Origin of the sequence: Pantoea conspicua (assembly GCF_002095315.1) — a bacterium.
Taxonomy (GTDB): domain Bacteria; phylum Pseudomonadota; class Gammaproteobacteria; order Enterobacterales; family Enterobacteriaceae; genus Pantoea; species Pantoea conspicua.
In genome coordinates this window covers 22,556-48,113 of the sequence record NZ_MLFN01000003.1, presented here as the reverse complement: position 1 = coordinate 48,113, position 25,558 = coordinate 22,556, and the positions used below count along the sequence as shown (strand labels likewise).

Below are 25,558 nucleotides of genomic sequence, written 5' to 3'. Positions count from 1 at the left end.
TATCCACTCTCTCTGACATCCGTCGTGCCCCCAGCCGGTGGCAACCCCGACTAAAGTGAAATATCGCCGGAAGAAAAGGATATAACCACTGCAACAGTTTCTGCTTTACAACACTTAGCAGGCTTTCTATAGTCAAAAATCAGCAAAAATGGATGAAAACCATTCTAAATCAGTGTTTTTCGTGCTGATGCAACCACAGGACAGAGCGTTATGGTCAAAGCAGTGATTGCCATTCATGGTGGGGCAGGCGCGATTACGCGTGCTGCAATGAGCGACGAAAAGGAGCAGCACTATCGTCAGGCCCTGTTTGACATTGTGACGCACGGTCAGCAGATGCTGGCGCAGGGTGCCAGCGCACTCGACGTGGTGACGGAAGCGGTGCGTCAGCTGGAAGAGTGCCCGCTGTTTAACGCGGGTAAAGGTGCCGTCTTCACCCATCAGGGCACCCATGAGCTGGATGCCTGCGTGATGGATGGCCGCACGCTGAATGTCGGGGCGGTGGCGGGCGTCTCCCGGGTACGCAACCCGGTGCTGGCGGCACGCGCCGTGCTGGAGCAGAGTCCGCATGTGCTGTTTATCGGTGAAGGCGCAGAGCAGTTCGCCGAGGCGCAGGGCCTGACGCCGGTGGCGGCAGACTATTTCTCCACCTCAGAGCGCTGGGAGCAGCTGCAGCGCGCGTTAAACAGCGACGAAGCGGTGCTGGATCATGATGGCGCTGCCAGTGGTGACGATCCACTCGACCCGGACCGCAAATTTGGCACGGTGGGCGCTGTGGCGCTCGATCTCAATGGCAATCTGGCTGCGGCGACCTCCACCGGCGGCATGACCAATAAGCAGGCGGGACGGGTCGGTGATTCGCCGCTGCCGGGCGCAGGTTGTTATGCCAGCAACGATAGCGTGGCGGTCTCCTGTACCGGTACCGGTGAAGTCTTTATCCGCACCCTGGCAGCCTACGACGTGGCGGCGCAGATGCGTTATGCCGGTCGCACGCTTCAGCAGGCCAGCGTTAATGTCATCCATGACAGCGTGCTGGAGCTGGGCGGTAGCGGCGGCCTGATTGCGATCGACCGCGCAGGCAACGTCGCATTACCGTTCAATAGCGAAGGAATGTACCGCGCATCAGCGCGGGTCGGCGAGGCGGCAGATGTGGCGATTTACCGCGACAGTTAAGGAGCAGGCATGAACGATCGGCAGTCGTTGCCGCCGCTGGCATCGGAGCAGGTGCTGGCGGTACGCGACCTCAATGTGTATTTTCAGCACCAGGGCACGGTGACTGAAGCGGTGCGCCATCTTTCGCTCGATCTGTTTCGGGGAGAAACCCTGGCGCTGGTCGGAGAATCGGGGTCCGGCAAGTCAGTCACTTCACTGGCGCTGATGCGGCTGATCGAACAAAGCGGTGGCGTGGTGAGTGGTGAGGTGCAGTTGCGTCGCCGCAACGGCGAGGTACTGGATATCATGCGCGCACCGTCCGGTCAGATGCGGCGGGTACGCGGGGCTGATATGGCGATGATTTTTCAGGAGCCGATGACCTCACTCAATCCGGTGTTCAGCGTCGGGGAACAGATTGCCGAATCGATTCGTCTGCATCAGGGCAAAAGCCATGCGCAGGCGCTGGCCGAAGCGCGCCACATGCTGGACCTGGTGCGTATTCCCGATGCGCAAAATGTGTTGTCCCGCTTCCCGCATCAGCTCTCTGGCGGGATGCGTCAGCGGGTAATGATTGCCATGGCGCTCTGCTGTAAACCGGCGTTGCTGATTGCCGATGAGCCGACCACTGCGCTCGATGTCACCATTCAGGCACAGATCCTGCAACTGATCCGCGTGCTGCAAAAAGAGATGCAGATGGGCGTCATTTTTATCACCCACGACATGGGGGTGGTGGCGGAAATGGCCGATCGGGTGCAGGTGATGTATCGCGGAGAAGTAGTGGAAAATGCCCCGGCGGCCCAGCTGTTCAGCGCGCCACGCGAGCCTTACACCCGGGCGTTGCTGGCGGCAGTGCCTAAGCTCGGCTCGATGCAGGGCCAGCCGCTGCCGGCGAAATTCCCGCTGCTGCAGGGCGGAGAGGGGCAGGAGACGCCGCAGGATACGGTGCGCCGCGACCAGCCGCCAATTCTGCAGGTACGCGATCTGGTGACCCGTTTTGATATTCGCGGCGGGCTGTTTAACCGGGTGAAAAGTCGGGTACACGCGGTTGAGAAAGTCAGTTTCGACCTCTATGCCGGTGAGACGCTGGCGCTGGTCGGTGAATCGGGTTGCGGTAAATCCACCACCGGACGCTCCCTGTTGAAGCTGGTGGCCAGCCAGGGCGGCACGCTCACCTTTAACGGACAGCGTATCGATCATCTGGGTGGGACCGCGCTGGCCCATCTGCGACGAGACATTCAGTTTATTTTCCAGGACCCTTACGCCTCGCTCGATCCGCGACTGACGGTAGGCTTTTCCGTCATGGAGCCGCTGCTGGTGCATAAGGTGATGCCGCGTCGGGAAGCGGAGCAGCGCGTAGCCTGGCTTCTGGAGAAAGTCGGTCTGCTGCCGGAGCATGCGCAGCGCTATCCGCACGAATTTTCAGGCGGACAGCGCCAGCGTATCTGCATTGCCCGCGCGCTGGCGCTTAACCCGAAAGTGGTGATTGCGGATGAGTCGGTTTCGGCGCTGGATGTCTCTATCCAGGCGCAAATCATCAATCTGATGCTCGATTTACAGCGCGAATTTGGTATCGCGTTTCTCTTCATCTCTCACGATATGGCGGTGGTCGAGCGTATCAGTCACCGCGTGGCGGTGATGTATCTCGGCCAGATTGTGGAGATGGGGCCGCGTCAGGCGGTGTTTGAGCAGCCGCAGCATCCTTATACCCGAAAACTGATGGCCGCCGTGCCAGTCGCCGATCCGGCGCATCCACGCCGGGAGCGTGCATTAATGGTTGACGAGATCCCCAGTCCGATTCATGCGTTAGGGGATGAACCTGAAGTGGCACCGTTGATGGAAGTGGCGCCTGGGCATTTTGTCGCCCGCCACGTTATCAGCGCCACCTGAATAGTGAAGATATCGCTTCGGCGATCCACCCGACAGGGATTACAGGAGAACAAGATGCAGATAACGATGCGTAAAGGGTTACTGGCGGCTGGCGTATTAAGCAGCGCCCTCACATTGCCCGCCTGGGCGGCGCAGGATGCGGTGATTGCCGTCGCGTCTAACTTCACCACCCTTGACCCGTATGACGCCAATGACACGCTGTCGCAGGCAGTCGCCAAATCATTCTATCAGGGGCTGTTTGGTTTTGATAAACAGATGAAGCTGACCAACGTGCTGGCAGAGAGTTATCAGGCCAGTCCGGATGGTCTGACCTACACCATCAAGCTCCGTCCGGGGATTAAGTTTCAGGACGGCAGCGACTTCAATGCCGAAGCAGTGAAGGTCAATCTCGACCGCGCCAGCAACCCGGATAATCACCTTAAACGCTATAACCTGTTTAAGCAGATAGCCACGACCGAAGTGATCGATCCGACCACGGTGAAAGTGACCCTGAAGCAACCCTTCTCCGCCTTTATTAACATTCTGGCGCACCCGGCTGCGGCGATGATCTCGCCGACCGCACTGAAAAAATATGGCAAGGATATTGGCTTCCATCCGGTCGGGACCGGTCCGTTTGTGTTTGAAACCTGGAACCAGACTGACTTCGTTAAGGTGAAAAAGTGGGACGGTTACTGGAAGCCGGGCTACCCGAAACTGGACAGTATCACCTGGCGACCGGTAGTGGATAACAACACCCGTGCGGCGATGCTGCAAACCGGCGAAGCTAACTTCGCGTTCCCGGTTCCTTATGAGCAGGCGAAACTGCTGGAGAAAAACAGCAAACTTGACGTGGTCACCACGCCTTCGATTATGCAGCGGTACATCAGCCTTAATGTCACCCAGAAGCCGTTCGACAACCCGAAAGTGCGTGAGGCGCTGGAGTACGCCATCAACCGCCAGGCGCTGGCCAAAGTGGCCTTTGCCGGTTACGCCACGCCAGCCACCGGTATCGTGCCACCCACCATCGATTTCGCTCAGAGCTATCCAGCCATCAGCTACGATCCGGCCAGGGCCAAAGCGCTGCTGAAAGAGGCGGGCTATCCCAACGGCTTCGAAACCACGCTCTGGTCATCACACAATCACAGCACCGCGCAGAAAGTGTTGCAGTTCACTCAGCAGCAGCTGGCGCAGGTTGGCGTAAAGGTTAAAGTGACCGCGATGGATGCTGGCCAGCGTGCGGCAGAAGTGGAAGGCAAAGGGCAGAAAGAGAGCGGTGTACGGATGTTCTACACCGGCTGGTCCGCCTCAACCGGTGAAGCAGACTGGGCGCTGACGCCGCTGTTTGCCACCGCTGCCTGGCCACCAGCGATCTTTAACACCGCGTTTTACAGCAATCCTGAGGTGGATAAGGATCTGGCGGATGCGCTGAAGACCACCGATCGTGCGCAGAAAGCCCAGCTGTATAAAGATGCCCAGGACACTATCTGGCAGGATCATCCGTGGATCCCGCTGGTGGTTGAACAGCTGGTATCCGCCAACAGCAAAAATCTCAGCGGTTTTTATGTGATGCCCGATACCTCATTTAATTTTGATGAGGCCAGTCTGAAGTAACGGAGCCGGCCAGCCCGCGCGGCTGGCCGCAGCTGCAGGATGTTGCATGTTTAACTATTTTATTAAACGGCTGTTGGGGCTGATCCCCACCTTGCTGATTGTTGCGGTGCTGGTGTTTCTGTTTGTCCACCTGCTGCCGGGCGATCCTGCGCGCCTGATTGCCGGGCCGGAAGCGGATGCCTCGGTGGTGGCGCTGGTGCGGCAGGAACTGGGACTGGATCTGCCGCTGCCGCAGCAGTTCTGGCACTTTATTCTCAATGCGCTGCAGGGCGATTTTGGCCAGTCGATGGTGTCGAAACGGCCGGTGGCGGATGAGATCGCTTCGCGCTTTATGCCGACATTGTGGCTGACCCTGACCAGCATGATCTGGGCCGTGATATTTGGCATGGCTATTGGCATTGTGTCTGCCGTCTGGCGCAACCGCTGGCCCGATCGCCTCGGCATGACGCTGGCGGTTTCCGGCATTTCGTTTCCGGCTTTTGCCCTGGGCATGTTGCTGATGCAGGTCTTCTCGGTGGAGCTGGGCTGGCTGCCGACGGTGGGGGCGGAGAGCTGGAAGCATTATATTCTGCCGTCGATAACCCTGGGGGCGGCAGTGGCGGCAGTGATGGCTCGTTTTACCCGTGCCTCCTTTGTCGAAGTGATGCAGGAAGATTACATGCGTACCGCGCGTGCCAAAGGGGTGCGCGAGTCGCTGGTGGTGGTGAAACATGGATTGCGCAACGCGATGATCCCGGTGGTGACCATGATGGGCCTGCAGTTCGGCTTTCTGCTCGGCGGATCGATTGTGGTCGAGGTGGTGTTTAACTGGCCGGGCCTGGGTCGGCTGCTGGTTGATTCCGTCGCGATGCGCGACTATCCGGTGATCCAGGCGGAAGTGCTGCTGTTTTCACTGGAGTTTATTCTGATCAATCTGATCGTCGATATGTTGTATGCGGTGATCAATCCCGCCATTCGCTTTAAGGAATCGCGATGAAAAACTGGCGACGCGAGGCGGCCCTGAAAACCCTGCCGCTGATCAAGGAGAATCGGGTACGCACGCCGTGGCGTGAGTTCTGGCGGCGTTTCCGGCAACAGCCGGTGGCGCTGCTGGCCGGGTTGTTTGTGCTGGTGCTGATTGTGCTGGCATTTATCGCGCCTTACGTGGCGCCGTTTGATGCTGAAAATTATTTCGATTATGACCGGCTGAATGACGGACCTTCCCTGCTGCACTGGTTTGGAGTTGATTCACTGGGACGCGATATTTTCAGCCGGGTATTGGTAGGAACCCGCATTTCGCTGATTGCCGGCTTCTTCTCGGTGGCCATCGGTGCGCTGATCGGGACGCTGTTTGGGCTGCTGGCGGGCTACTACGAAGGCTGGTGGGACCGCATAACCATGCGCGTGTGCGATGTGCTGTTCGCCTTTCCCGGCATCCTGCTGGCGATTGCGGTGGTGGCGATCATGGGCAGCGGCATGAGCAACGTGATCGTGGCGGTGGCGATCTTCAGTATCCCGGCGTTTGCCCGCCTGGTGCGTGGCAATACGCTGGTGCTGAAGCATCAGACCTATATTGAGTCGGCCCGCAGCATCGGCGCGTCTGACTGGACCATTATCATGCGCCATATCCTGCCGGGTACCGTCTCGCCGATTGTGGTCTATTTCACCATGCGCGTCGGCACCTCGATTATCACTGCAGCCAGCCTGTCGTTTCTTGGACTGGGCGCGCAGCCGCCGACGCCAGAGTGGGGCGCCATGCTGAATGAGGCGCGGGCCGATATGGTGATTGCGCCGCACGTCGCGATTTTCCCCAGCCTGGCGATCTTCCTCACCGTTCTGGCATTTAATTTACTCGGTGACGGGCTGCGCGACGCGTTGGATCCTAAACTTAAAACATGAAACCTTTCGATTACGATCAGGACTTCACTACCCTCGACTTTCGTCAGCATCCCGAACGTTACCAGGTCGGGCGCGGCGAGCAGGGGGTATTGATGGTTGAGCCTTATAAGAGCGAAATCCTGCCGCACTGGCGTTTTCGTACCGTCCCGATTGCCAAAGAGTCGGCTGAAAAAATCATGGCGCTGTTCGAGGATTATCGTCGGCAGGATGATTTTGTCGGCATGGATATGGCGCGCAAATTTATTCAGATGGGCTATACCCGGGCGCGGCGCTACAGCAATCATCAGGGCGGACGCAAATATGATGCTGATGGCAAAGAACTGCCGCGGGGGGTGAATGAAGAAAAGGCCGCGGCGGCGGCCGTTTTCAAAGGCTACTGGGATCGGATTCGTGAAGATGAGGACTACCTGAAACGCAAGAAAGCGCATCAGCAGCAATATGGCTAAGCGCCGGGCCAGTCCGGCGGCGCGTCACAGGCTACTCACCGCCGGACAGGATGGGATTACACCCGGCTCGCCCGGAGATCGTACTCGCCGGCATAGTCGGCTTTAACCCGTAGCATGTCGCCCGGTTTGACGTTGCGCTCGCCATTCAGACAGACCGCGCCGTCAGTTTCCGGGCCATCGGCCATAGTGCGGCTAATCGCGCCTTCTTCGTCCACCTCATCAATAATCACCAGAATCTCATGGCCCGTTTCTGCTGCAGGCGTTCGGCTGAGACCTGCAGTGGCAATTGCATAATGCCATAGACATGCGACAACACCTGCTCATCGCTGTGCGGACCGGTGAACTCCAGTACTTCAGGATACACGTCACGCATCTGATCCACTTTTGTCCCGGGACAGCCGGTGACAATCACCTTACCGTTTTCATTCAGCGCTTCGTCAGTGACTTCCCGCGATGCCTGGACGACGCTGTCGATAAATCTGCAGGTGTTGACGATGACGATTTCAGCATCGTCATAGCGCGGCTCTCCATCATAGCCTTCGCTACGCAGTTCGGTGAGGATGCGCCCGGAGTCGGCAAGGTTTTTGTTGTATCAGACAGGGCTCTGTTTCCGGTTCCACACAGCCATGGCGCGGAATTTTACTTGTGTAGCAGGGAAAAATGTCGCGCTATCTGTGCGGGTTTAGCGCCGTGTAAAGGTGTGAAAAAACCGGTAAAAGCGGGCCTGCTGACCGGGTGGAAAAGTACTGGCGGCAGGCGGGGAAAAATTCCAGTAACTTCCGATGCTGTAAAAAGAAATTCAGCTTTCAACCGGTGAAAAAGGGATAAGCGAAACGCTGACAGAAGGCAGTAAAAAACATCCTTAGGAAATCGCCGGTTGATATTCACTTGTTTTCATTAATAATAAACGGACAAAAAACACTGAAGGGGCTATGCCCTTCAGGTAACGACGTGGATAATGTGAGAGCTAAATAATGAAAGAGATCATCAATGGATTTCTGAATTTCCAGCAGAATGTGTTTCCTGAAAGGAAGGATCTTTTCAAAAGCCTGGCGTCAAATCAAAATCCCAAAGCGCTGTTTATCTCCTGTTCTGACAGCCGGCTGGTGCCGGAACTGGTCACGCAGCAGGAACCCGGCGAGCTGTTCGTTATCCGCAATGCGGGCAACATTGTGCCTTCGTTTGGCCCGGAGCCGGGCGGCGTCTCTGCCACCATCGAATACGCCGTGGTCGCGCTGGGCGTTTCCGACATCATCATCTGCGGTCACTCGAACTGCGGCGCGATGAATGCTATTGCCTCCTGTGCCTGCATGGATACCATGCCCGCGGTTGAGCACTGGCTGCGCTATGCCGACGCAGCAAAAGCGGTGGTGGAGCAGCGCAACTATGACTCGCCAGAGAAAAAGCTGAATGAGATGGTGAAAGAGAACGTTATCGCTCAGCTCAATAACATGAAAACCCATCCTTCCGTGTCGGTGGCACTGCGTAACGGCAAACTGCGTCTGCATGGCTGGGTATACGATATTGAAACCGGCACCATCATGGCGCTGACGCACGGCGGTAAAGAGTTTATTACCCTGTCTGAAAATCCTGATACCTGTTTCGAGTAAACCGCCTGCCCGCTGCACCCTGCAGCGGGTCATTCCCGCTATTCAGAGCACATAACCCGTTAAAATAACGGTTATTTTTACTGTTTCCCGCCTGATTTACTCTATGCTTGCCTGAACCTTCCTGATATAAGCGAGTCGATGATGCGTAAACCTTCCGTGGCTGCTCTGCTGGCGGTCTCTGTTCTGATGCTCAATGGTTGTACTTCTCATGTTGCTGACAAGCAGCAATATTCAGGTTTCTTAGGCGATTACAGCCAGCTGCAGCCAACTGAGTCGGCCAGCGGCCAGCCCACTTTGCGCTGGATCTCACCCGACTATCAAAGCAGCCAGTACAAGGATGTGCTCTATACGCCACTGGTCTACTATCCGGCAGCCCATCCCACCGCACGCGTCAGTCAGCAAACGCTGGATGAGGTGCTGAGTTATACCGACATTCAGTTAAAAGGCGCCATTGCGACCCGCCGACCGCTGACTAATCAGGCTACGCCGCACACCCTGAAGGTGCGGGCAGCGATTACCGCCGTGTCAGCGGAAAATGAAGGGGTGCAATTCTACGAAGTGGTACCGGTGGCGGCAGTGGTGGCCAGCACCATGGCGGCGTCAGGCCATCGTACCCAGAACAGCGAGCTGTTTCTGGAGATTGAAGCCAGCGATGCGGTAACCGGCAAACCGCTGATCCGGGTAGTGCGTAAAGCGTTCGGCAAAACGGTCAGCAACAGCACTACGCCGATCACTTTTGAAGACCTGAAGCCGGGTATCAATACTATGGTGCGTGACACGGTCAGTTTTAACGCACCGTAATCCTGTCGGGCGACAGACCGCTGTCGCCCAGTTTAATCTTTTGTAAATCCTCCTCATCATCGCACTGCGGCTGTCTACGCTTAAGGGCATTCTATCCCGTCAGGAGAACGCTATGGTTCGTGTCGCTCGCGCAATATTGTTCAGTGGTTCACTTATGGCCGCCATGCCGCTGCTGGCTGCAGAACAGCAGGTCGAAGTACAGCTGTTGCAGGATAAGTTACAACATCCATGGTCCGTGGCGTTTCTGCCCGACAACCAGACCCTGCTGATTACCGAACGCAGCGGCCAGCTGCGCAGCTGGAATCCGGAACGCGGTCTGTCGCAACCAATCACCGGCGTACCGCAGGTCTGGGCAGAGCGACAGAGCGGCCTGCTGGATGTGGTGCTGGCACCCGATTTTGCCAGCAGCCGACGCGTCTGGCTGAGTTACACCGAAGCCAACAGCAGCGGTAAAGCAGGCGCGGTGGTGGGCGTCGGGACGCTGAGCGAGGATAACCGCCAACTGCGCGATTTCCGCGTGGTGATTCGCCAGACGCCGATGCTCTCCAGCGGCAACAATATCGGCACCCGCCTGGCGTTCGATCAGCAGGGTTTTCTGTGGATCGCCTTTGGCGATAACTTTGCCAGCAGCACGGCACAGGATCTCGACAAGCTGCAGGGCAAATTACTGCGGCTGAATGCCGATGGCAGCGTGCCCGACGATAATCCGTTTGTGAAGCAGAACGGGGCGCGTCCGGAGATCTGGGCTTATGGTTTGCGTAACCCACAGGGCCTGGCGCTCAACCCATGGACCGGCACGATATGGGAAAACGAGCATGGTCCGCGCGGCGGCGACGAAGTAAACATCATCGCGAAAGGGAAAAATTATGGCTGGCCGCTGGCCACCTACGGTATCGATTACAGCGGTGACAAGGTCCCTGAATCGAAAGGGACGCACGCTGCCGGAACCGAGCAGCCGATCTATCACTGGAAAGATTCGCCCGCCATCAGTGGCATGGCGTTCTACAACAGCGCTCGTTTCCCGCAGTGGAAGAACTCGCTGTTTATCGGCGCGCTGAAAGAGAAAAACCTGATCCGGCTGAGCATTAACGGTGAAAAAGTGGTGGAGGAGCAGCGTCTGCTCGGCGACCAGAACGCACGTATTCGTGATGTACGGCAGGGACCGGATGGCTATCTCTATGTGCTGACCGATGAGGCCAATGGAAAATTACTTAAAGTGGGGTTAGCGCAGGACGCCAGCGCGTCCCGCGGCTAACTTAGCGGGCCCAGTGGCAGACCTGCCATCCGCGATTTAACGCTTCCTGATGCAGTATCGCATCAGGATTGATTACGTGCGCATGATCGGCCTGCTCCAGTAACGGCAGGTCGTTCATTGAATCGCTGTAAGCCCAGGTGCCGCCAAAGGATTCGCTCTGCTGTAACGCTTTCCAGTCGCCCAGCCGTGTCACTTTGCCCTCTTTGTAGGTCATAGTGCCGTAGGTCTTGCCGCTGTAACGCTCATCCACGATCTCGACGCCGATAGCCAGTGCGCCACAGGCACCCAGCTGATGGGCAATCGGTACCACCAGATGCTCACCACTGGCGGAGATAATCATCACTCTGTCCCCGCGTGCCTGGTGCCACTGAATGCGTTCACGCGCTGCTGGGTAGACACGCGGCATGATGTCGCGATGGATAAAGCGACGAACCCAGCCTTCAACGGTCAGGGTCGCCATCCCGGCCAGCGGAGCCAGTGTGGTGTTCATGTACTCTTCAATCGAGAGCGTGCCAGCATAATACTGTGCCATTAATGCCTGTTCCTGGTCGATCAGCTCGCGCGGGGCGAAGCCCTGCGAAACCAGCCAGCGTAACCACAGGCCGGTGCTGTCTTCACTAATAAGCGTCTCATCCAGATCAAAAAGGGCTAAGTCCATGGTCGGTCTCCTCGGATGACTGGCTTTCAGGTTAGCTGAAATTTGTGACCGGCTTAACTGTTCTACGAAAAATCGGAATTGCACGCATTTTTGATGACGACAGAGCGGGACTAAAACTGGCACGCGCGCGGCAGGGATGCCAGGGTTACTCTACTAAACTCTAAAAAACTTTACGATTCGGCGGTTTTTTTCGCTGCCGCCAACGGTTAGCGTTCTGAGTGGAGGTTTTCTGCCTTCAGAATTCCGATTTACTAAGGACAATCCGGTCAAGCCCATGACAAACTCTCGCGTTGCTTCTCGCCTGCGGCTACTTGCTGCCACCTCTTTACTTCTTATCGCACCGATCAGTGCCTTTGCTGAACAGGCGCCTGCCGCGCCAGGCATTGATGCCAAAGCCTGGATACTGATGGATTACGCCAGCGGCAAGGTGCTGGCCGAATCAAACGCCGATCAGCGTCTCGATCCTGCCAGTCTGACCAAAATGATGACCAGCTATGTAGTGGGTCAGGCGATCAAAGCCGGCAAAATTAAGCCGGACGATCTGGTTACAGTAGGGCAGGACGCCTGGGCGACCGGCAACCCTAAGCTGCGCGGCTCATCGCTGATGTTCTTAAAGCCGGGCGATCGTATTCCGGTACATGAGCTGAATAAAGGTATTGTCATCCAGTCCGGTAATGATGCCTGTATCGCGCTGGCAGATTATGTGGCGGGCAGTCAGGATTCGTTTATCGGCCTGATGAACAACTACGGCAAAGCGCTGGGGCTACAGAACACCCACTTTATGACAGTGCACGGGCTGGATGCTGAGGGACAGTACAGTACGGCGCGCGATATGGCGTTGATTGCTCAGGCGTTGATCCGTGACGTGCCGGAAGAGTATGCGCTGAATAAAGAGAAAGAGTTCACCTTCAATAAAATCCGCCAGATGAACCGCAACCGCCTGCTGTGGAGCACCAATCTCAAAGTCGATGGCGTCAAAACCGGCCACACTTCCGGTGCCGGTAATAATCTGGTCGCTTCAGCAACCGAAGGTGATATGCGACTGATTTCGGTGGTGCTGGGCACCGCCAGCGATGCGATTCGTTTCCGCGAAAGTGAAAAACTGCTCACCTGGGGCTTCCGCTTCTATGAAACCGTGACGCCGATTAAAGCCGACGCGCCGTTTGCCCAGCAGCGGGTCTGGTTTGGCGACCAGAGTCAGGTCAACCTTGGCGTGTCAAAAGATGCCGCACTGACCATCCCGAAAGGGCAGATGAAAAACCTCAAGGCGAGCTTTAAGCTCAATTCACCGCAGCTCGAAGCGCCACTGAAGAAGAATCAGGTGGTAGGCACCATCGATTTCCAGCTGGATGGCAAAACCATCGACCAGCGTCCGCTGGTGGTGTTGCAGGAGGTGCCGGAAGGCGGCTTCTTTAGCCGGATGGTCGATTTCGTGATGATGAAATTCAATGGCTGGTTTGGCAAGTGGTTCGCATAAAAGAGCAGGGACGCCGTGGCGTCCCTTTTTTAATCCTGCGTCCAGCCTTTGCGAATCGGCAGGGCAAACAGCGATCGGTAGAGCGGGTTAATCACCGCCAGCATCCGATCGCCGTAGAGCTGCCAGGCCAGATGTGATGCCAGGCAGCTCAGCAAACCGATCAGGAAACCGCCCAGCATATCCATTGGCCAGTGGACGCCCAGATAGATGCGTGACCAGGCGATGGCGATACCCGTCAGCATCAGCACCACGCCGGACCACAGGCGATGCCAGAAAACAAACGCCAGCGCAAAGGTAAAAATGGTGGTGCCGTGATCGCTGGGATAGGAGTCATCTGCCGCATGGTGCAGGAACTGGTAACCGAATCCAATCGCGAACGGGCGAGGATGCGGTAATAGCTGGCCGACACACCAGGAGATTGCCAGCGCATAAAGTAACGCCATGCCGGTTTTTAATACCAGCACCCGCTGTGAAGTGACCTGTTCACGCGGTCCCCATAGCCATAGCGCGATGATTAATAGCGGCACAATGGCAATCAGATCTTTGGCGATAAAGGTGGCCAGCTGCAGCAGCCAGGCGGGTGACGCGGGTGTGGCGTTGATGGCGATAAACAGTGTGCGGTTGAGTTCTTCCATTATGGGGGGGTATTCCTCTGCAAACAGGCCGCTAATCAATGGCGGCGTCACCCAAACGGGCAGATGCAGCCTGACTATCGCGGCAAATCAAAAGTCAGCGACGACGCGCTAACCAAAATATTCAGCACAAATTGCTAACAGCACCGGCACACTATCCTGCTTTTTTGTCCTGGCTTTCGTCCATAGCCGGGCTCTTAATTTGCATATGAGTTGTCTAACGGTTTAAGTTTGGTGGTGAGAGGGCGGCTTTTCAGACCAGAAAGGGCGCAGCGTGGCGAAAAAACGACATAAAAAAACCCGCCGGGAAAAAGACCAGCGGGCTCCACAATTTGGGGATTTCAAAGAAAAGCAGTGGCACTTATTCAGACTGTCCCTTAACAAAAAAGTTCTGGACGCAGGCAAAAAAATTTTATAAAGGCAAAAGTGGCCAGACAATCACGATCAGCGTACCGGCCAGCGTCAGCAGAACGTTCGCAATGGCGTAGGTACCGGCATAGCCCAGCGCCGGAATATTGCTGCGGGCGGTATCACTGATAATTTCCATCGCCGGGGCGCAGGTGCGGGCACCCATGATCGCCCCGAACAGTAACGCGCGGTTCATGCGCAGGACGTAGGCGCCAAACAGATAGCAGATAATGACCGGGATCAGGCTGACCAGTAATCCACACAGCAGCATCAGCGCACCCTCACTGCTGACGCCGTGATTAATACCGCTGCCAGCGCTCAGCCCCACGCCAGCCATAAACACCATCAGCCCGAACTCTTTCACCATGGTGAGCGCGCCCTGAGGGATGTAGCCAAAGGTAGGATGGTTGGCACGCAGGAAACCGAGCATGATGCCGGCAAACAGCAGGCCGGCCGCGTTACCGATGCCAAAACTGAAGTTGCTGAACTGAAAGGTAATCAAACCAATCATCAGGCCGACAATGAAGAAAGCGCAGAAGGCCAGCAGATCGGTCATCTGGCTGTGGATAGCGATAAAGCCAATGCGATCCGCCACGCTTTTCACTCGTCGCGCTTCGCCGCTGACCTGCAACACATCGCCTTTATTCAGCATGATGCTGTCGTCAATGGGCATCTCAATCTGGCTGCGGATGACCCGATTCAGGAAGCAGCCATGATCGGTAAGGTTCAGTTTGCTCAGCCGTTTGTTCACCGCATTGTGGTTTTTCACCACAATCTCTTCAGTCACAATGCGCATATCCAGCAGATCACGGTCAAACACCTCTTTGCCGTTACGGAAGCTGGGATCAAGACGAGCGTGCGCATCGGGATAGCCAACCAGCGAGATGTCATCACCCAGTTGCAGCACCGCATCGCCATCCGGGCTGGCGAGAATACCGTTACGACGGATGCGCTCAATGTAGCAGCCGGTCTGACGATAGATGCCGAGTTCGCGCAGGTTTTTGCCACCACTCCATGCCACCAGTTCCGGGCCGACGCGGTAAGCGCGGATCACCGGTAAAAAGACTTTACGCTGGCTGTCGGCATCCAGCCCGCGCTCGCGCGCTATTTGCTGGGCGCAGGTGGGCAGATCCTGATGTTGCAGTCGCGGCAGGTAACGCGCGCCAAAGATCAGACTGACCAGGCCAATCAGATAGGTCACTGCGTAGCCAAGGCTGAGCTGGTCCTGCATTAATCCCAGCTGTTTACTGTCGCTGATACTTTGTCGCAACGTATCACCAGCACCGACCAGTACCGGCGTTGATGTCATTGAACCCGCCAGCATTCCCGCGGTCAGCCCGATATCCCAGCCAAACAGTTTACCCAGACCCAGCGCCAGAATCAGCGCGCTGACCACCATCACAATCGCCAGCATGAAGTAGTTTTTGCCGTCGCGGAAAAAGATAGAGAAGAAGTTGGGACCCGCCTCGACGCCCACACAAAAAATAAACAGCATAAAGCCGAGACTCAGCGCATCGGTATTGATCGTAAAATGCTGTTGACCCAGTAATAGCGACACCACCAGGACGCCGATCGAATTTCCCAGCTGTACCGAGCCCAGACGCAATTTACCCAGACAGAGCCCGAGCGCCAAAACGACAAATAATAACAAAACGTCATTTCCGCTTAACAATTCTGCGACGTTAATATTCACTGTTTAACTTCTTGTTAACGTGTAACCTATTGAAGAAAGGCTTGTTTTTCGCTATCTTGAACAAGCCGTCGGGGGTGCGTTGTATCAGTACTGCAAATGCGATCGTTGTAACGGCGGCTATTCTAATCAGAAAAAACTTCCTCAGCCATTGGCTACTTTCATTCGTTATCAAAACGAACTGTTTCTTTTTATTTCCACCGCAACGCAGCAGGGTTATAGGCGAGTTTTATCCTGGTAATTTTCAGTCAGTGAGGTGTTATGCCGCAGCGTTCTTATCTCTGGGCGACCCGCCTGTGCGGGGTGGTGCTGTACAGTCTGGTGTTTGTTTTTACCTGCCACTTCTGGCAGGCGGGTCCGGGTCCGCTTCGTGGTCAGCCAGAACTGCTGCTGTTTATGCTGCCCGGCATTGTGATGGCGTTAATGCAGGTTGAAAGTCCGTTAAAAAGTACCTTACTGATGGCGCTGTGGGGTACGTTGCTGGCTGCGCTGCTGTCACACACGCTACTGAATCAGGCCAGCGGGGTGTTTGTGATGGCCTGGAGTCTGAGTGCCATGTTCTGGGCTGGCTGCGGCGCGCTGCTGGTACGTCTGATGCAGATTGTGCTGGCGTCGCTGAACTAAACCGCACAGTCCCTTAACGCAGGCGAGGCGTCCCGTCATCGTTGTCCGGGGAGGCAATTCAGCCCGCAGCGGCGCAGCAAAAAGGCGAGACCGGTAAACGCGTCTCGCCTTTTTCATTATCGGGCCTGCAGTCAGAGATTACGCGACGAAGCCCAGGTTCTCTTTGGTCCATGCAGCGAACTCGGTGTAACCGCCGACGTGTTGATCATCCAGGAAAATCTGCGGCACGGTGGTGACCGGTTTACCGGCACTGGCTTCCAGATCCGCTTTAGTGATGCCTTCTGCCTGAATATCAACGTACTGATAGCTAAAATCATCACGCTCAGCAGTGAGTTTATCGGCCAGCTCTTTAGCGCGGACACAGTAAGGGCAGCCTGGGCGACCAAAAATTACAGCAATCATGAAGAACTCCTTGCAGCGTGGCGTGTGATCTTAGTCACACAATAAAACTGAGAATGGCAACCATCATGCCCGCTCGTATCGCTTAAAGAAAGCAGGATTTGCCTGTTAGTCTGATGCCCGCCACCTATAGCGTTGGCCGTATCGGCCACCCGCCGCCAGTATGTGTTTCGCCTGCTGACGGTGGGCAATTTTCCGGTTGTTAACCATAATTGACGCTCAATAACCGGCTACGGCAGGAGAAGACGATGCAGAGTGTCACCCGATTACCCCGGATGGTGTTGGTGGCGGAAGCGCTTGGCGGCCTGATGATTCTGGCCGCGCTGCTGCTGGTCAATCGCTGGCTGCCCGCGCCCGGGACGCTGGATGCGAAGGCGCTGGCGACCGGGCTGTTTATCGCCGGTATTGTCCTGATGCTGCCCGCCGCCTGGCTATTAATGTGGCGCACCGCAAAAGCGATCGCGCCGCAGCTGTTTAACCATACTGACAAAAAAAGATAATGTTGCTGGAGACTTTATGACACCGACCATTGATTTACTGTGCAGCCACCGCTCCGTTCGCGCCTTTACTGATCAGCCGGTCAGCGAAGCGCAGCGCGAAGCGATTCTTAATGCGGCGCAATCGGCATCCACATCCAGTTTTTTACAGTGCTCTTCGATTATCCGCATCACTGACAAAGGGCTGCGCGACCAGCTGGTGACCCTGACTGGCGGTCAGTCATGGGTAGCTGATGCGGCAGAATTCTGGGTCTTCTGCGCTGACTTCAATCGTCACCTGCAAATCTGCCCGGATGCGCAACTGGGCCGCGCCGAGCAGCTGTTGCTGGGCTGCGTCGATACCGCGCTGATGGCGCAGAATGCGATGGTCGCGGCTGAATCGCTGGAATTGGGGGGCGTCTTTATTGGCGGTATCCGCAACAACATCGCCGAGGTTACCACGCTGCTGGGCCTGCCAAAATTCGTGCTGCCGCTGTTTGGTTTTTGCCTCGGTCATCCGGAATCAAAGCCAGACGTTAAACCGCGTATGCCACACGCTATGCTGGTGCATGAGAACCGCTATCAGCCGCTCGATCCGGCGGTGCTGGCCGAATATGACAGCCGCACCGAGCTCTATTATCAGCATCGCGACAGCAACCCGCGTAGCGAAACCTGGAGCGAACTGATTCAGCGCCTGATTATCAAAGAAACACGTCCGTTTATGCTGGATTACCTGCATCAGCAGGGATGGGCAACCCGCTAAACTGACTGGGGAGGGCCGACGATGAAAATAGCGATTCTGTCGTGCGATGAAACGCTTTACTCCTCCCGACGGTTGCGTGAAGCGGCGGAAGCACGCGGGCATCAGGTGCAAATCATCGATCCGCTCTCCTGTTATATGAACATCAATCCCGCCTCGCCAGCGGTGCACTATTGCGGTGAACCGCTCGGCCACTTTGATGCCGTTATTCCCCGCATTGGTAACCTCACCACCTTTTACGGCACGGCGGTGCTGCGTCAGTTTGAGATGGGCGGCAGCTACCCGCTGAATGAGTCGGCGGCGATCACCCGCGCACGTGACAAATTACGTTCACTGCAACTGCTGGCGCGTGAGGGGATCGATATGCCGGTTACCGGCCTCGCTTCCTCACCGGATGATACCGATGATCTGATCGCCATGGTGGGCGGTGCGCCGCTGGTGGTTAAGCTGGTGGAAGGTACCCAGGGCATCGGCGTGGTGCTGGCCGAAACGCGCCAGGCGGCGGAAAGCGTCATCGACGCGTTTCGCGGGCTCAACGCCCATATTCTGGTGCAGGAATTTATTAAAGAGGCACGCGGTCGTGATATTCGCTGTCTGGTGATTGGTCATCAGGTGGTGGCGGCGATTGAGCGGGTGGCGAAAGAGGGTGATTTCCGCTCCAATTTGCATCGCGGCGGCAAGGCGTATCCGATCACCATCACTGACCAGGAGCGGCAGATCGCCGTCAAGGCAGCGACCACGCTGGGACTGGAGGTGGCCGGCGTCGATATTCTGCGCGCCGATCGCGGCCCGCTGGTGATGGAAGTGAATGCCTCTCCGGGCCTGGAAGGGATAGAGACCACCAGCGGTCTGGACATCGCCGGAATGATGATCGGCTGGATTGAGCAGCAGGCTATCCCCGGGCTCCGTCCTAAAACCGCGGGCTGACACGCGCTTTTCAGCGGTTTTCGTGGCATCGAAGCGCATTTTTCCGTAAGCTAAGTCGCCTGTTTATCACCCCATGGGATTTTACGATGGATTCTCTTGTCGTTCCGGATATCGACCTGTTGCGTCGCTGGCTGGATCAGCAAAATATCACCTGGTTCGAATGCGATGCCTGTCAGGCACTTCATCTGCCGCATATGCAAAACTTCGACGGGGTGTTTGACGCCAAAATCGATCTGGTCGACAACGTCATTCTGTTTTCGGCGCTGGCTGAAGTGAAGCCCACGGCGTTGATTCCTCTGGTGGGCGACCTGTCGCAAATCAATGCCAGTTCGCTGACGGTGAAAGCGTTCATCGACATTCAGGATGATAACCTGCCGAAGCTGATTGTCTGTCAGTCAATGACCATCACCGCAGGGTTAACCTTTGGTCAGTTCTCGCACTTTATGAAACAGAGTGAAGAGCAGATCTCAATGGTGATCCTTGAGGCGTTTGCCAACAATCTGCTGATGATTGGTGAAGAAGAAGAGCACGTGCCGATGACCAGCGTCCATTCGGTGCTGCATTAAGCGCTTAACTGACCCGATCGCCAATGAAGCCGTCCCTGTGACGGCTTTTTTTTATCTCCGCCGCGCCCGATTGCCATAATTTTTTATTCTGCATTTTGCCCTTTAGTGCCAGATATTTGTCGTTCTTTATGCCAGTAAAGCCGAACCTCATAGCTTAAACATGCATAAAATATCACTTTTAGGCGTTTTTTACGCTGAGGTCTGGTGCAGCCTGAGCCGGGGGGCTATTCTTGCGGGGCTGTCACAGCCGCGTAACTGCGCTACAGCTAATGGTTTTTGCTATTACACTTCCGCTGAATAATGATTCATTGTGTCACTGCTTTTACACACAGAACGCAACGTATGGATCTCTGGTTTACAGCGTTGTGATGACCCGCTCAGGAGGATGGAAAACATGTTCAACCAACGTCAGAAATGGTTGTCAGGTGTGGTAGCTGGCGTGCTGATGGCCGCGTCTGCCAGCACCATGGCGGAAGATAAAACGCTGCACGTCTATAACTGGTCCGATTATATCTCGCCAGACACCGTGCCGAATTTTGAAAAGCAGTCCGGCATCAAAGTGGTCTACGACGTGTTTGATTCCAATGAAGTGCTGGAAGGCAAACTGATGGCGGGCAGTACCGGCTACGATGTGGTGGTGCCATCCTCCAGCTTCCTGGCGCGTCAGCTGCAGTCCGGCGTGTTCCAGCCGCTGGATAAGAGCAAGCTGCCTAACTATAAAAACCTCGATCCGGCGCTGATGGAAAAAGTGGCGCAGCACGATCCTGGCAATAAGTACGCCATTCCTTATCTGTGGGGCACCACCGGTATCGGTTACAACATCGACAAAGTGAAAGCGGTACTCGGCGCGGACGCACCGGTCAACAGCTGGGATCTGGTGATGAAGCCGGAGAACCTGGAGAAGCTGAAAAGCTGTGGCGTCTCATTCCTCGATGCGCCGGAAGAGATTTTCGCCACCGTGCTCAACTATCTGGGTAAAGATCCAAACAGTTCCGATGCCAAAGATTATTCCGGTGCGGCCACCGATCTGCTGTTGAAACTGCGTCCGAATATTCGTTATTTCCACTCGTCGCAGTACATCAACGATCTGGCTAACGGCAATATCTGCGTGGCGATTGGCTGGTCCGGCGACATCCTGCAGGCGAAAAACCGGGCAGATGAAGCGAAAAACGGCGTGCACCTGGGTTACAGCGTGCCGAAAGAGGGGGCTCTGGCCTTCTTCGATATGATGGCGATTCCGAAAGACGCGAAGAATCTTGACGGTGCCTACGCCTGGCTGAACTACATCATGGACCCGAAAGTGATCGCTGACGTCTCCAACAAGATGAACTACGCCAACGGCAATAAAGCCTCGCTGCCGCTGATCAATGCGGACGTGCGTAACAACCCAGGCATCTTCCCGACGCCGGAAGCGATGTCGAAATTGTTCGTGCTGAAAGTTCAGGATCCGAAACTGGATCGTGTGCGTACCCGCGCATGGACTAAAGTAAAAAGTGGTAAGTAATTCGTTCTGAACGGATTGACTGATTACGCATCAGCAACAGAGGCGCAGTGTCGGCCTCTGTTGTGCCATTTTAGCGGCGGATGTTGCCGCGAGGTTCCGCCTGGCTCCGGAGAGATACGTTAGTGAACGATGCCATTCCCCGTCCTCAAACTAAGACTGCAAAGGCGTTAACGCCGCTGCTGGAAATTCGCAACCTGACAAAGTCCTTCGACGGCCAGCACGCGGTGGATGATGTCAGTCTGACCATTTACAAAGGCGAGATTTTTGCCCTGCTGGGCGCGTCGGGCTGTGGTAAATCCACTCTGCTGCGGATGCTGGCCGGTTTCGAACCGCCAACCAGCGGCCAGATCGTGCTGGATGGTCAGGATCTGTCGCACGTGGCGCCTTATCAGCGCCCAATCAACATGATGTTTCAGTCTTACGCGCTGTTTCCGCATATGACGGTGGAGCAGAACATCGCCTTTGGCCTGAAGCAGGATAAGTTACCGAAGGGCGAAATCGCCAGTCGGGTGGCGGAAATGCTGGCGCTGGTGCATATGCAGGAATTTGCGAAGCGTAAGCCGCATCAGCTTTCCGGTGGTCAGCGTCAGCGTGTGGCGCTGGCCCGGAGCCTGGCGAAACGGCCAAAGCTGCTGCTGCTGGATGAGCCGATGGGCGCGCTGGACAAGAAACTGCGTGACCGTATGCAGCTGGAAGTGGTGGATATCCTGGAGCGAGTGGGCGCTACCTGCGTGATGGTGACCCACGATCAGGAAGAGGCGATGACCATGGCGGGCCGCATCGCCATTATGAATCGCGGCAAGTTTGTACAGATTGGCGAGCCGGAAGAGATCTACGAGCATCCGACCAGCCGCTACAGCGCCGAATTTATCGGCTCGGTGAACGTCTTCGAAGGGTTGCTGCGCGAACGTCAGGCGGATGGCCTGGTGATCGACAGTCCCGGGCTGGTGCACCCGCTGAAGGTCGACTCCGACGTCTCAGTGGTGGATAACGTGCCGGTTCATGTCGCGCTGCGACCGGAAAAAGTGATGCTGTGCGATGAGGTGCCGGCTGATGGCTGCAACTTTGCCGTCGGTGAAGTGGTACATATTGCCTATCTCGGTGACCTGTCGATTTTCCATGTCCGTCTGCACAGCGGACAGATGATCAGCGCACAGTTGCAAAACGCGCATCGCTACCGCAAAGGGTTGCCGACCTGGGGCGATGAAGTTCGCCTCTGCTGGGAAAGCGACAGCTGCGTGGTGTTGACGGTTTAAGGAGCGGCTATGAGCCAGATTTTCCAACGCGCCAAAGCGCCCGCCCGACTGGTCGGCACGCCGCTGCAACGCTGGGCCACGCGGATAAAAATGCAGCATGGGCGCAAGCTGGTGATCGCCTTGCCTTATGTCTGGCTGGTGCTGTTGTTTCTGCTGCCGTTCCTGACGGTGCTGAAGATCAGCTTTGCGGATATTGCGCGCGCCATTCCGCCTTATACCGAACTGGTGAGCTGGGCTGATGACCAGTTCAGCATTGTACTCAATTTCGGCAACTACCTGACGCTGACCGACGATCCGCTCTATGTCGACGCCTATCTGCAGTCGCTGAAAGTGGCGGCGATCTCGACGGTAATCTGTCTGCTGATTGGCTATCCGCTCGCCTGGGCGGTGGCGCACAGCAAGCCGTCGATGCGCACCATTCTGTTGTTGCTGGTGATCCTGCCATCCTGGACCTCGTTTCTGGTACGCGTCTACGCCTGGATGGGGCTGCTGAACAATAACGGCATTCTGAATCGCTTTCTGCTGTGGCTGGGGGTGATTGATCATCCGCTGGTGATCCTCTATACCAATACCGCCGTCTATATCGGCATCGTTTACTGCTATCTGCCGTTTATGGTGCTGCCGATCTATACCGCGCTGACGCGTATCGACTACTCGCTGGTAGAAGCGTCACTGGATCTGGGCGCGCGTCCGCTGAAAACTTTTTTCAGCGTGATCGTACCGCTCACCAAAGGCGGCATTATTGCCGGTTCGATGCTGGTGTTTATTCCGGCGGTCGGTGAGTACGTGATCCCGGAACTGCTCGGTGGCCCGGACAGCATTATGATTGGCCGTATTTTGTGGCAGGAATTCTTTAATAACCGTGACTGGCCGGTCGCCTCGGCGCTGGCAGTGATTATCCTGCTGATCCTGATTCTGCCGATCATCTGGTTCCATAAGCATCAAAACCGTGAGATGGGGGAGAAGGCATGAATAATTTGCCGACCATTCGCTCGCCCTGGCGTACCGGCATTCTGGTCTGCTGTTTCCTGTTCCTCTATGCGCCGATGCTGCTGCTGGTGGTTTACTCCTTCAACAGCTCACAGCTGGTGACGGTTTGGGACAGTTTTTCCTTCCACTGGTACCGGGTGCTGTTTCAGGATAGCGCGATGATTGACGCGGTCTTGCTGAGTCTGAGCATCGCTGCGCTCTCCGCCACCATGGCGGTGGTGCTGGGAACCCTGGCAGCAGTGATCATCGTGCGCTTTGGCCGTTTCCGCGGCCATAACGGCTTTGCGTTTATGCTGACCGCACCGCTGGTGATGCCGGACGTGATTACCGGCCTGTCGCTGCTGCTGCTGTTTGTGGCGATGGGTAACGCGTTCGGCTGGCCGAGCGAGCGCGGTATGCTGACCATCTGGCTGGCGCACGTCACCTTCTGTACCGCCTATGTCGCGGTGGTGATCAATTCGCGACTGCGCGAACTGGACCGATCGATTGAAGAGGCGGCGATGGATCTGGGGGCAACGCCGCTGAAAGTCTTCTTCGTGATTACCGTACCGATGATCGCCCCGGCTATCGTCACCGGCTGGCTGCTGGCGTTTACGCTGTCGCTCGACGATCTGGTGATTTCCAGCTTTGTGACCGGGCCTGGCGCTACCACCTTGCCGATGGCGATTTTTGCCACCGTGCGACGTGGCGTCAATCCGGAGATCAACGCGCTGGCCTCACTGATCCTGTTTGTGGTCGGTTTAGTCGGTTTTATCGCCTGGCGAGTGATGGCTCATGAAGAAAAACAACGTTTAAGCGATATTCAGAAAGCTAAACGTGGCTGAAATCCGTAACCTTTGCCACTATAACAACGGGCTGGTTTTACCAGCCCGTTTTTCGATCGGCTGGAGTCACGGACTATGTCAGAAATCTTCAAAAACAGCAGCACGCTCTCCGAGGCACCGGTACCGGTCACCGTAGCGGGCATTGCCATTATTGCCACGCGTTGCCTGAGTGTACTGATGCTGGCAAATGAGCTTGGATACAGCGAGCTTGCCAACTTTGTCCATCGCAGCGCCCAGGCCTGGGATTCCACCTTTATCTTTGTTGCCAGCCAGCTGATCTTCCTGTTCGAACTGCGCTGCGCCTTCACCCTGATGCGCGGCAGCAACCGCGGGCGCTGGGGATATATCGCCACGCAGGTGATTGTGCTGGGCTATATGCTGATGGCGTCGATGGGCTGGATCTACCCGGAAATCTTCAGCATTGATGGCGACAACAATCGTCAGATCGTCCATCACACTCTGCTGCAAAAGCTCCCTGATCTGCTGGTGCTGTTGCTGCTGTTTGTGCCGCTCAGCAGTCGCGCATTTTTCAGCAAGCGATGATACAATCGCACTCCGCCCGACCTCCCGACCGTTAATACAGGCTTTCCCATGCATTGCGCGCTCTATGACGCTAACCGTTGCCGCTCCTGTCAGTGGCTGGAAAAACCCTATCCGCAACAGCTGACTGATAAACAGTCCTGGCTGGAACAGCTGCTGGCTCAACAGCCGGTCGCGCAGTGGTTGCCACCGATCACCTCCCCGCAGCAGGCGTTTCGTAATAAAGCCAAGATGGTCGTCAGCGGCAGCGTGGAACGTCCGGTGTTCGGCATGGTGCAGCGGGATGGCGAGGCGGTCGACCTGTGCGACTGCCCGCTCTATCCAGCCAGTTTTCAGCCGGTATTCGCTGCGCTACGGCCGTTTATCGCCCGCGCTGGTCTGACGCCCTATAACGTGGCGCGCAAACGGGGCGAACTGAAATATCTGTTGCTCACGGAGAGTCAGCAGGGCGGCATGATGCTGCGCTTTGTGCTGCGTTCCACCACCAAGCTGGCACAGCTGCGTGCGGCGCTGCCGGAACTGCAACAGCAGTTGCCGCAGCTGAGGGTTATCTCAGCCAATATTCAGCCGGTGCACATGGCGATTCTGGAAGGGGAGCAGGAAATAGCGCTGACGCCAGCGCAGTCGCTGGCGGAAAACTTTAACGGCGTACCGCTGTGGATCCGTCCACAGAGTTTCTTCCAGACCAATCCGCAGGTCGCCAGCGCGCTCTACGCCACGGCACGTCAATGGGTGCGTGAATTGTCGGTCACCAGCATGTGGGATCTGTTTTGCGGCGTGGGCGGATTTGGCCTGCACTGCGCCACGCCAGAGATGCAGTTGACCGGTATCGAAATCAGCGCCGAGGCGATTAAATGCGCGCAGCGTTCAGCGCAGATGATGGAACTGGAAAAGGTGCAGTTTGCCGCGCTGGATTCGACCGCATTTGCTACCGGTCGTGATGCGGTGCCGCAGCTGGTGCTGGTGAATCCGCCGCGTCGCGGCATAGGTGCTGAACTGTGTGACTATCTCAGTCAGATGGCACCCGATTACCTGCTCTATTCCAGCTGTAATCCGCAGACGCTGGCGCAAGACGTGGTCCGACTGAGTGATTATCAGATCAGCAAGGTGCAGTTGTTTGATATGTTTCCGCACACTGCCCATTTTGAAGTGCTGGCGTTGTTAACACGCCAGCTGCGCTAAGCTGCGGACTCAGGTACTGAGCCCGCGTC

The 25,558-nt window shown here is 56.3% G+C and carries 26 protein-coding genes and 1 pseudogene; 21 read left to right on the top strand and 6 right to left on the bottom strand.

Features of this window, described 5'->3' with window-relative positions; all coding sequences use genetic code 11:
• Positions 1-210 precede the first annotated feature (210 nt).
• The 6 genes from HA41_RS01970 to HA41_RS01945 are packed head-to-tail and all read left to right on the top strand — an operon-like array spanning position 211 to position 6,950.
• Complete coding sequence (locus HA41_RS01970) at positions 211-1,170, top strand: isoaspartyl peptidase/L-asparaginase family protein (RefSeq protein WP_094119352.1); 960 nt, start codon at positions 211-213, stop codon at positions 1,168-1,170.
• A gap of 9 nt (positions 1,171-1,179) precedes the next feature.
• The gene (locus tag HA41_RS01965; protein WP_094119351.1) at positions 1,180-3,036 is read left to right on the top strand and encodes a dipeptide ABC transporter ATP-binding protein; all 1,857 of its coding nucleotides are present in this window, start codon (positions 1,180-1,182) and stop codon (positions 3,034-3,036) included.
• A 54-nt stretch (positions 3,037-3,090) separates the two neighbouring features.
• A complete protein-coding gene (gene gsiB, locus HA41_RS01960) occupies positions 3,091-4,626 on the top strand; it encodes a glutathione ABC transporter substrate-binding protein GsiB (RefSeq protein ID WP_094119350.1) in 1,536 nt (511 codons plus the stop codon).
• A gap of 46 nt (positions 4,627-4,672) precedes the next feature.
• Positions 4,673-5,602 (top strand): glutathione ABC transporter permease GsiC, encoded by a 930-nt coding sequence (gsiC, locus tag HA41_RS01955; protein WP_094119349.1) that lies wholly within the window; start codon positions 4,673-4,675, stop codon positions 5,600-5,602.
• Complete coding sequence (gsiD, locus tag HA41_RS01950; RefSeq protein ID WP_094119348.1) at positions 5,599-6,504, top strand: glutathione ABC transporter permease GsiD; 906 nt, start codon at positions 5,599-5,601, stop codon at positions 6,502-6,504. Before gsiC ends, gsiD begins: the two co-directional genes overlap by 4 nt.
• A complete protein-coding gene (locus HA41_RS01945) occupies positions 6,501-6,950 on the top strand; it encodes a DUF4385 domain-containing protein (RefSeq protein WP_094119347.1) in 450 nt (149 codons plus the stop codon). The genes gsiD and HA41_RS01945 overlap by 4 nt, the downstream gene beginning before the upstream one ends.
• A 56-nt stretch (positions 6,951-7,006) precedes the next feature.
• On the opposite strand, the gene HA41_RS21635 is transcribed toward HA41_RS01945, so the two are convergent.
• Entirely contained in the window at positions 7,007-7,180 is a 174-nt protein-coding gene (locus tag HA41_RS21635; protein WP_425270636.1) for a hypothetical protein, read from the bottom strand.
• Between the two features lie 50 nt (positions 7,181-7,230).
• Positions 7,231-7,512 (bottom strand): annotated as a pseudogene (gene rimO, locus HA41_RS21630) (30S ribosomal protein S12 methylthiotransferase RimO); the annotation flags it as partial.
• A 412-nt stretch (positions 7,513-7,924) separates the two neighbouring features.
• Here rimO and HA41_RS01935 point away from each other — a divergent pair.
• The 3 genes from HA41_RS01935 (at position 7,925) to HA41_RS01925 (ending at position 10,616) form a co-directional block, all read left to right on the top strand.
• Complete coding sequence (locus HA41_RS01935) at positions 7,925-8,560, top strand: carbonic anhydrase (RefSeq protein ID WP_094119346.1); 636 nt, start codon at positions 7,925-7,927, stop codon at positions 8,558-8,560.
• Between the two features lie 141 nt (positions 8,561-8,701).
• Positions 8,702-9,361 carry a DUF3313 domain-containing protein gene (locus HA41_RS01930; RefSeq protein WP_094119345.1) on the top strand — a complete coding sequence of 220 codons (660 nt, stop codon included), beginning with the start codon at positions 8,702-8,704 and terminating at the stop codon, positions 9,359-9,361.
• Positions 9,362-9,473: 112 nt separating this feature from the next.
• A complete protein-coding gene (locus tag HA41_RS01925; protein WP_094119344.1) occupies positions 9,474-10,616 on the top strand; it encodes a PQQ-dependent sugar dehydrogenase in 1,143 nt (380 codons plus the stop codon).
• A 1-nt stretch (position 10,617) separates the two neighbouring features.
• Here HA41_RS01925 and HA41_RS01920 read toward each other — a convergent pair whose 3' ends face one another.
• A complete protein-coding gene (locus tag HA41_RS01920; RefSeq protein WP_094119343.1) occupies positions 10,618-11,274 on the bottom strand; it encodes an HAD family hydrolase in 657 nt (218 codons plus the stop codon).
• 274 nt (positions 11,275-11,548) lie between these two features.
• On the opposite strand from HA41_RS01920, the gene HA41_RS01915 reads away from it, so the two are divergent.
• Positions 11,549-12,751, top strand: a complete 1,203-nt coding sequence (locus HA41_RS01915; protein WP_094119342.1) for a serine hydrolase — start codon at positions 11,549-11,551, stop codon at positions 12,749-12,751.
• Positions 12,752-12,780: 29 nt separating this feature from the next.
• Here HA41_RS01915 and ybjG read toward each other — a convergent pair whose 3' ends face one another.
• Together ybjG and HA41_RS01905 are read right to left on the bottom strand one after the other, a co-directional pair.
• Positions 12,781-13,386 (bottom strand): undecaprenyl-diphosphate phosphatase, encoded by a 606-nt coding sequence (gene ybjG, locus HA41_RS01910; protein WP_094119341.1) that lies wholly within the window; start codon positions 13,384-13,386, stop codon positions 12,781-12,783.
• A gap of 409 nt (positions 13,387-13,795) precedes the next feature.
• Positions 13,796-15,484: an aspartate:alanine antiporter gene (locus HA41_RS01905; protein ID WP_094119340.1), complete on the bottom strand. Its 1,689-nt coding sequence runs from the start codon at positions 15,482-15,484 to the stop codon at positions 13,796-13,798.
• A gap of 258 nt (positions 15,485-15,742) precedes the next feature.
• Between HA41_RS01905 and ybjM the strand changes: the two genes are divergently transcribed.
• The gene (gene ybjM, locus HA41_RS01895; RefSeq protein WP_094119338.1) at positions 15,743-16,105 is read left to right on the top strand and encodes an inner membrane protein YbjM; all 363 of its coding nucleotides are present in this window, start codon (positions 15,743-15,745) and stop codon (positions 16,103-16,105) included.
• Positions 16,106-16,243: 138 nt separating this feature from the next.
• Here ybjM and HA41_RS01890 read toward each other — a convergent pair whose 3' ends face one another.
• Positions 16,244-16,507: a GrxA family glutaredoxin gene (locus HA41_RS01890; protein ID WP_094119337.1), complete on the bottom strand. Its 264-nt coding sequence runs from the start codon at positions 16,505-16,507 to the stop codon at positions 16,244-16,246.
• A 245-nt stretch (positions 16,508-16,752) separates the two neighbouring features.
• Between HA41_RS01890 and HA41_RS01885 the strand changes: the two genes are divergently transcribed.
• From HA41_RS01885 to rlmC, 10 genes are all read left to right on the top strand, one after another.
• Positions 16,753-17,004: a DUF1418 family protein gene (locus HA41_RS01885; protein ID WP_094119336.1), complete on the top strand. Its 252-nt coding sequence runs from the start codon at positions 16,753-16,755 to the stop codon at positions 17,002-17,004.
• Positions 17,005-17,020: 16 nt separating this feature from the next.
• A complete protein-coding gene (nfsA, locus tag HA41_RS01880; protein ID WP_094119335.1) occupies positions 17,021-17,743 on the top strand; it encodes an oxygen-insensitive NADPH nitroreductase in 723 nt (240 codons plus the stop codon).
• Between the two features lie 21 nt (positions 17,744-17,764).
• Positions 17,765-18,667 (top strand): 30S ribosomal protein S6--L-glutamate ligase, encoded by a 903-nt coding sequence (rimK, locus tag HA41_RS01875; RefSeq protein WP_094119334.1) that lies wholly within the window; start codon positions 17,765-17,767, stop codon positions 18,665-18,667.
• Between the two features lie 86 nt (positions 18,668-18,753).
• Positions 18,754-19,233: a YbjN domain-containing protein gene (locus HA41_RS01870; protein WP_094119333.1), complete on the top strand. Its 480-nt coding sequence runs from the start codon at positions 18,754-18,756 to the stop codon at positions 19,231-19,233.
• 394 nt (positions 19,234-19,627) lie between these two features.
• Positions 19,628-20,737: a spermidine/putrescine ABC transporter substrate-binding protein PotF gene (gene potF / locus HA41_RS01865; protein ID WP_094119448.1), complete on the top strand. Its 1,110-nt coding sequence runs from the start codon at positions 19,628-19,630 to the stop codon at positions 20,735-20,737.
• Positions 20,738-20,859: 122 nt separating this feature from the next.
• Positions 20,860-21,993 (top strand): putrescine ABC transporter ATP-binding subunit PotG, encoded by a 1,134-nt coding sequence (potG, locus tag HA41_RS01860; RefSeq protein WP_094119332.1) that lies wholly within the window; start codon positions 20,860-20,862, stop codon positions 21,991-21,993.
• Positions 21,994-22,002: 9 nt separating this feature from the next.
• On the top strand, positions 22,003-22,965 hold the full coding sequence (gene potH, locus HA41_RS01855) for a putrescine ABC transporter permease PotH (RefSeq protein ID WP_010254421.1): 963 nt from the start codon (positions 22,003-22,005) through the stop codon (positions 22,963-22,965).
• Complete coding sequence (gene potI, locus HA41_RS01850) at positions 22,962-23,807, top strand: putrescine ABC transporter permease PotI (protein WP_094119331.1); 846 nt, start codon at positions 22,962-22,964, stop codon at positions 23,805-23,807. The genes potH and potI overlap by 4 nt, the downstream gene beginning before the upstream one ends.
• A 75-nt stretch (positions 23,808-23,882) precedes the next feature.
• Positions 23,883-24,350 (top strand): YbjO family protein, encoded by a 468-nt coding sequence (locus HA41_RS01845; RefSeq protein ID WP_094119330.1) that lies wholly within the window; start codon positions 23,883-23,885, stop codon positions 24,348-24,350.
• Positions 24,351-24,398: 48 nt separating this feature from the next.
• Entirely contained in the window at positions 24,399-25,529 is a 1,131-nt protein-coding gene (gene rlmC, locus HA41_RS01840; protein ID WP_094119329.1) for a 23S rRNA (uracil(747)-C(5))-methyltransferase RlmC, read from the top strand.
• Positions 25,530-25,558 lie beyond the last annotated feature (29 nt).

Coding starts and splice junctions, on each gene's coding strand:
- gsiB (WP_094119350.1), top strand. CDS start 3,091: ATGCAGATAACGATGCGTAAAGGGTTACTGGCGGCTGGCGTATTAAGC.
- HA41_RS01920 (WP_094119343.1), bottom strand. CDS start 11,274: ATGGACTTAGCCCTTTTTGATCTGGATGAGACGCTTATTAGTGAAGAC.
- HA41_RS01870 (WP_094119333.1), top strand. CDS start 18,754: ATGGATTCTCTTGTCGTTCCGGATATCGACCTGTTGCGTCGCTGGCTG.
- ybjG (WP_094119341.1), bottom strand. CDS start 13,386: ATGGAAGAACTCAACCGCACACTGTTTATCGCCATCAACGCCACACCC.
- gsiD (WP_094119348.1), top strand. CDS start 5,599: ATGAAAAACTGGCGACGCGAGGCGGCCCTGAAAACCCTGCCGCTGATC.
- HA41_RS01965 (WP_094119351.1), top strand. CDS start 1,180: ATGAACGATCGGCAGTCGTTGCCGCCGCTGGCATCGGAGCAGGTGCTG.
- HA41_RS01845 (WP_094119330.1), top strand. CDS start 23,883: ATGTCAGAAATCTTCAAAAACAGCAGCACGCTCTCCGAGGCACCGGTA.
- nfsA (WP_094119335.1), top strand. CDS start 17,021: ATGACACCGACCATTGATTTACTGTGCAGCCACCGCTCCGTTCGCGCC.
- HA41_RS01970 (WP_094119352.1), top strand. CDS start 211: ATGGTCAAAGCAGTGATTGCCATTCATGGTGGGGCAGGCGCGATTACG.
- HA41_RS01925 (WP_094119344.1), top strand. CDS start 9,474: ATGGTTCGTGTCGCTCGCGCAATATTGTTCAGTGGTTCACTTATGGCC.
- potH (WP_010254421.1), top strand. CDS start 22,003: ATGAGCCAGATTTTCCAACGCGCCAAAGCGCCCGCCCGACTGGTCGGC.
- gsiC (WP_094119349.1), top strand. CDS start 4,673: ATGTTTAACTATTTTATTAAACGGCTGTTGGGGCTGATCCCCACCTTG.
- potI (WP_094119331.1), top strand. CDS start 22,962: ATGAATAATTTGCCGACCATTCGCTCGCCCTGGCGTACCGGCATTCTG.
- potF (WP_094119448.1), top strand. CDS start 19,628: ATGTTCAACCAACGTCAGAAATGGTTGTCAGGTGTGGTAGCTGGCGTG.
- HA41_RS01915 (WP_094119342.1), top strand. CDS start 11,549: ATGACAAACTCTCGCGTTGCTTCTCGCCTGCGGCTACTTGCTGCCACC.
- HA41_RS01890 (WP_094119337.1), bottom strand. CDS start 16,507: ATGATTGCTGTAATTTTTGGTCGCCCAGGCTGCCCTTACTGTGTCCGC.
- rimK (WP_094119334.1), top strand. CDS start 17,765: ATGAAAATAGCGATTCTGTCGTGCGATGAAACGCTTTACTCCTCCCGA.
- rlmC (WP_094119329.1), top strand. CDS start 24,399: ATGCATTGCGCGCTCTATGACGCTAACCGTTGCCGCTCCTGTCAGTGG.
- ybjM (WP_094119338.1), top strand. CDS start 15,743: ATGCCGCAGCGTTCTTATCTCTGGGCGACCCGCCTGTGCGGGGTGGTG.
- HA41_RS01935 (WP_094119346.1), top strand. CDS start 7,925: ATGAAAGAGATCATCAATGGATTTCTGAATTTCCAGCAGAATGTGTTT.
- HA41_RS01885 (WP_094119336.1), top strand. CDS start 16,753: ATGCAGAGTGTCACCCGATTACCCCGGATGGTGTTGGTGGCGGAAGCG.
- HA41_RS01945 (WP_094119347.1), top strand. CDS start 6,501: ATGAAACCTTTCGATTACGATCAGGACTTCACTACCCTCGACTTTCGT.
- HA41_RS01930 (WP_094119345.1), top strand. CDS start 8,702: ATGCGTAAACCTTCCGTGGCTGCTCTGCTGGCGGTCTCTGTTCTGATG.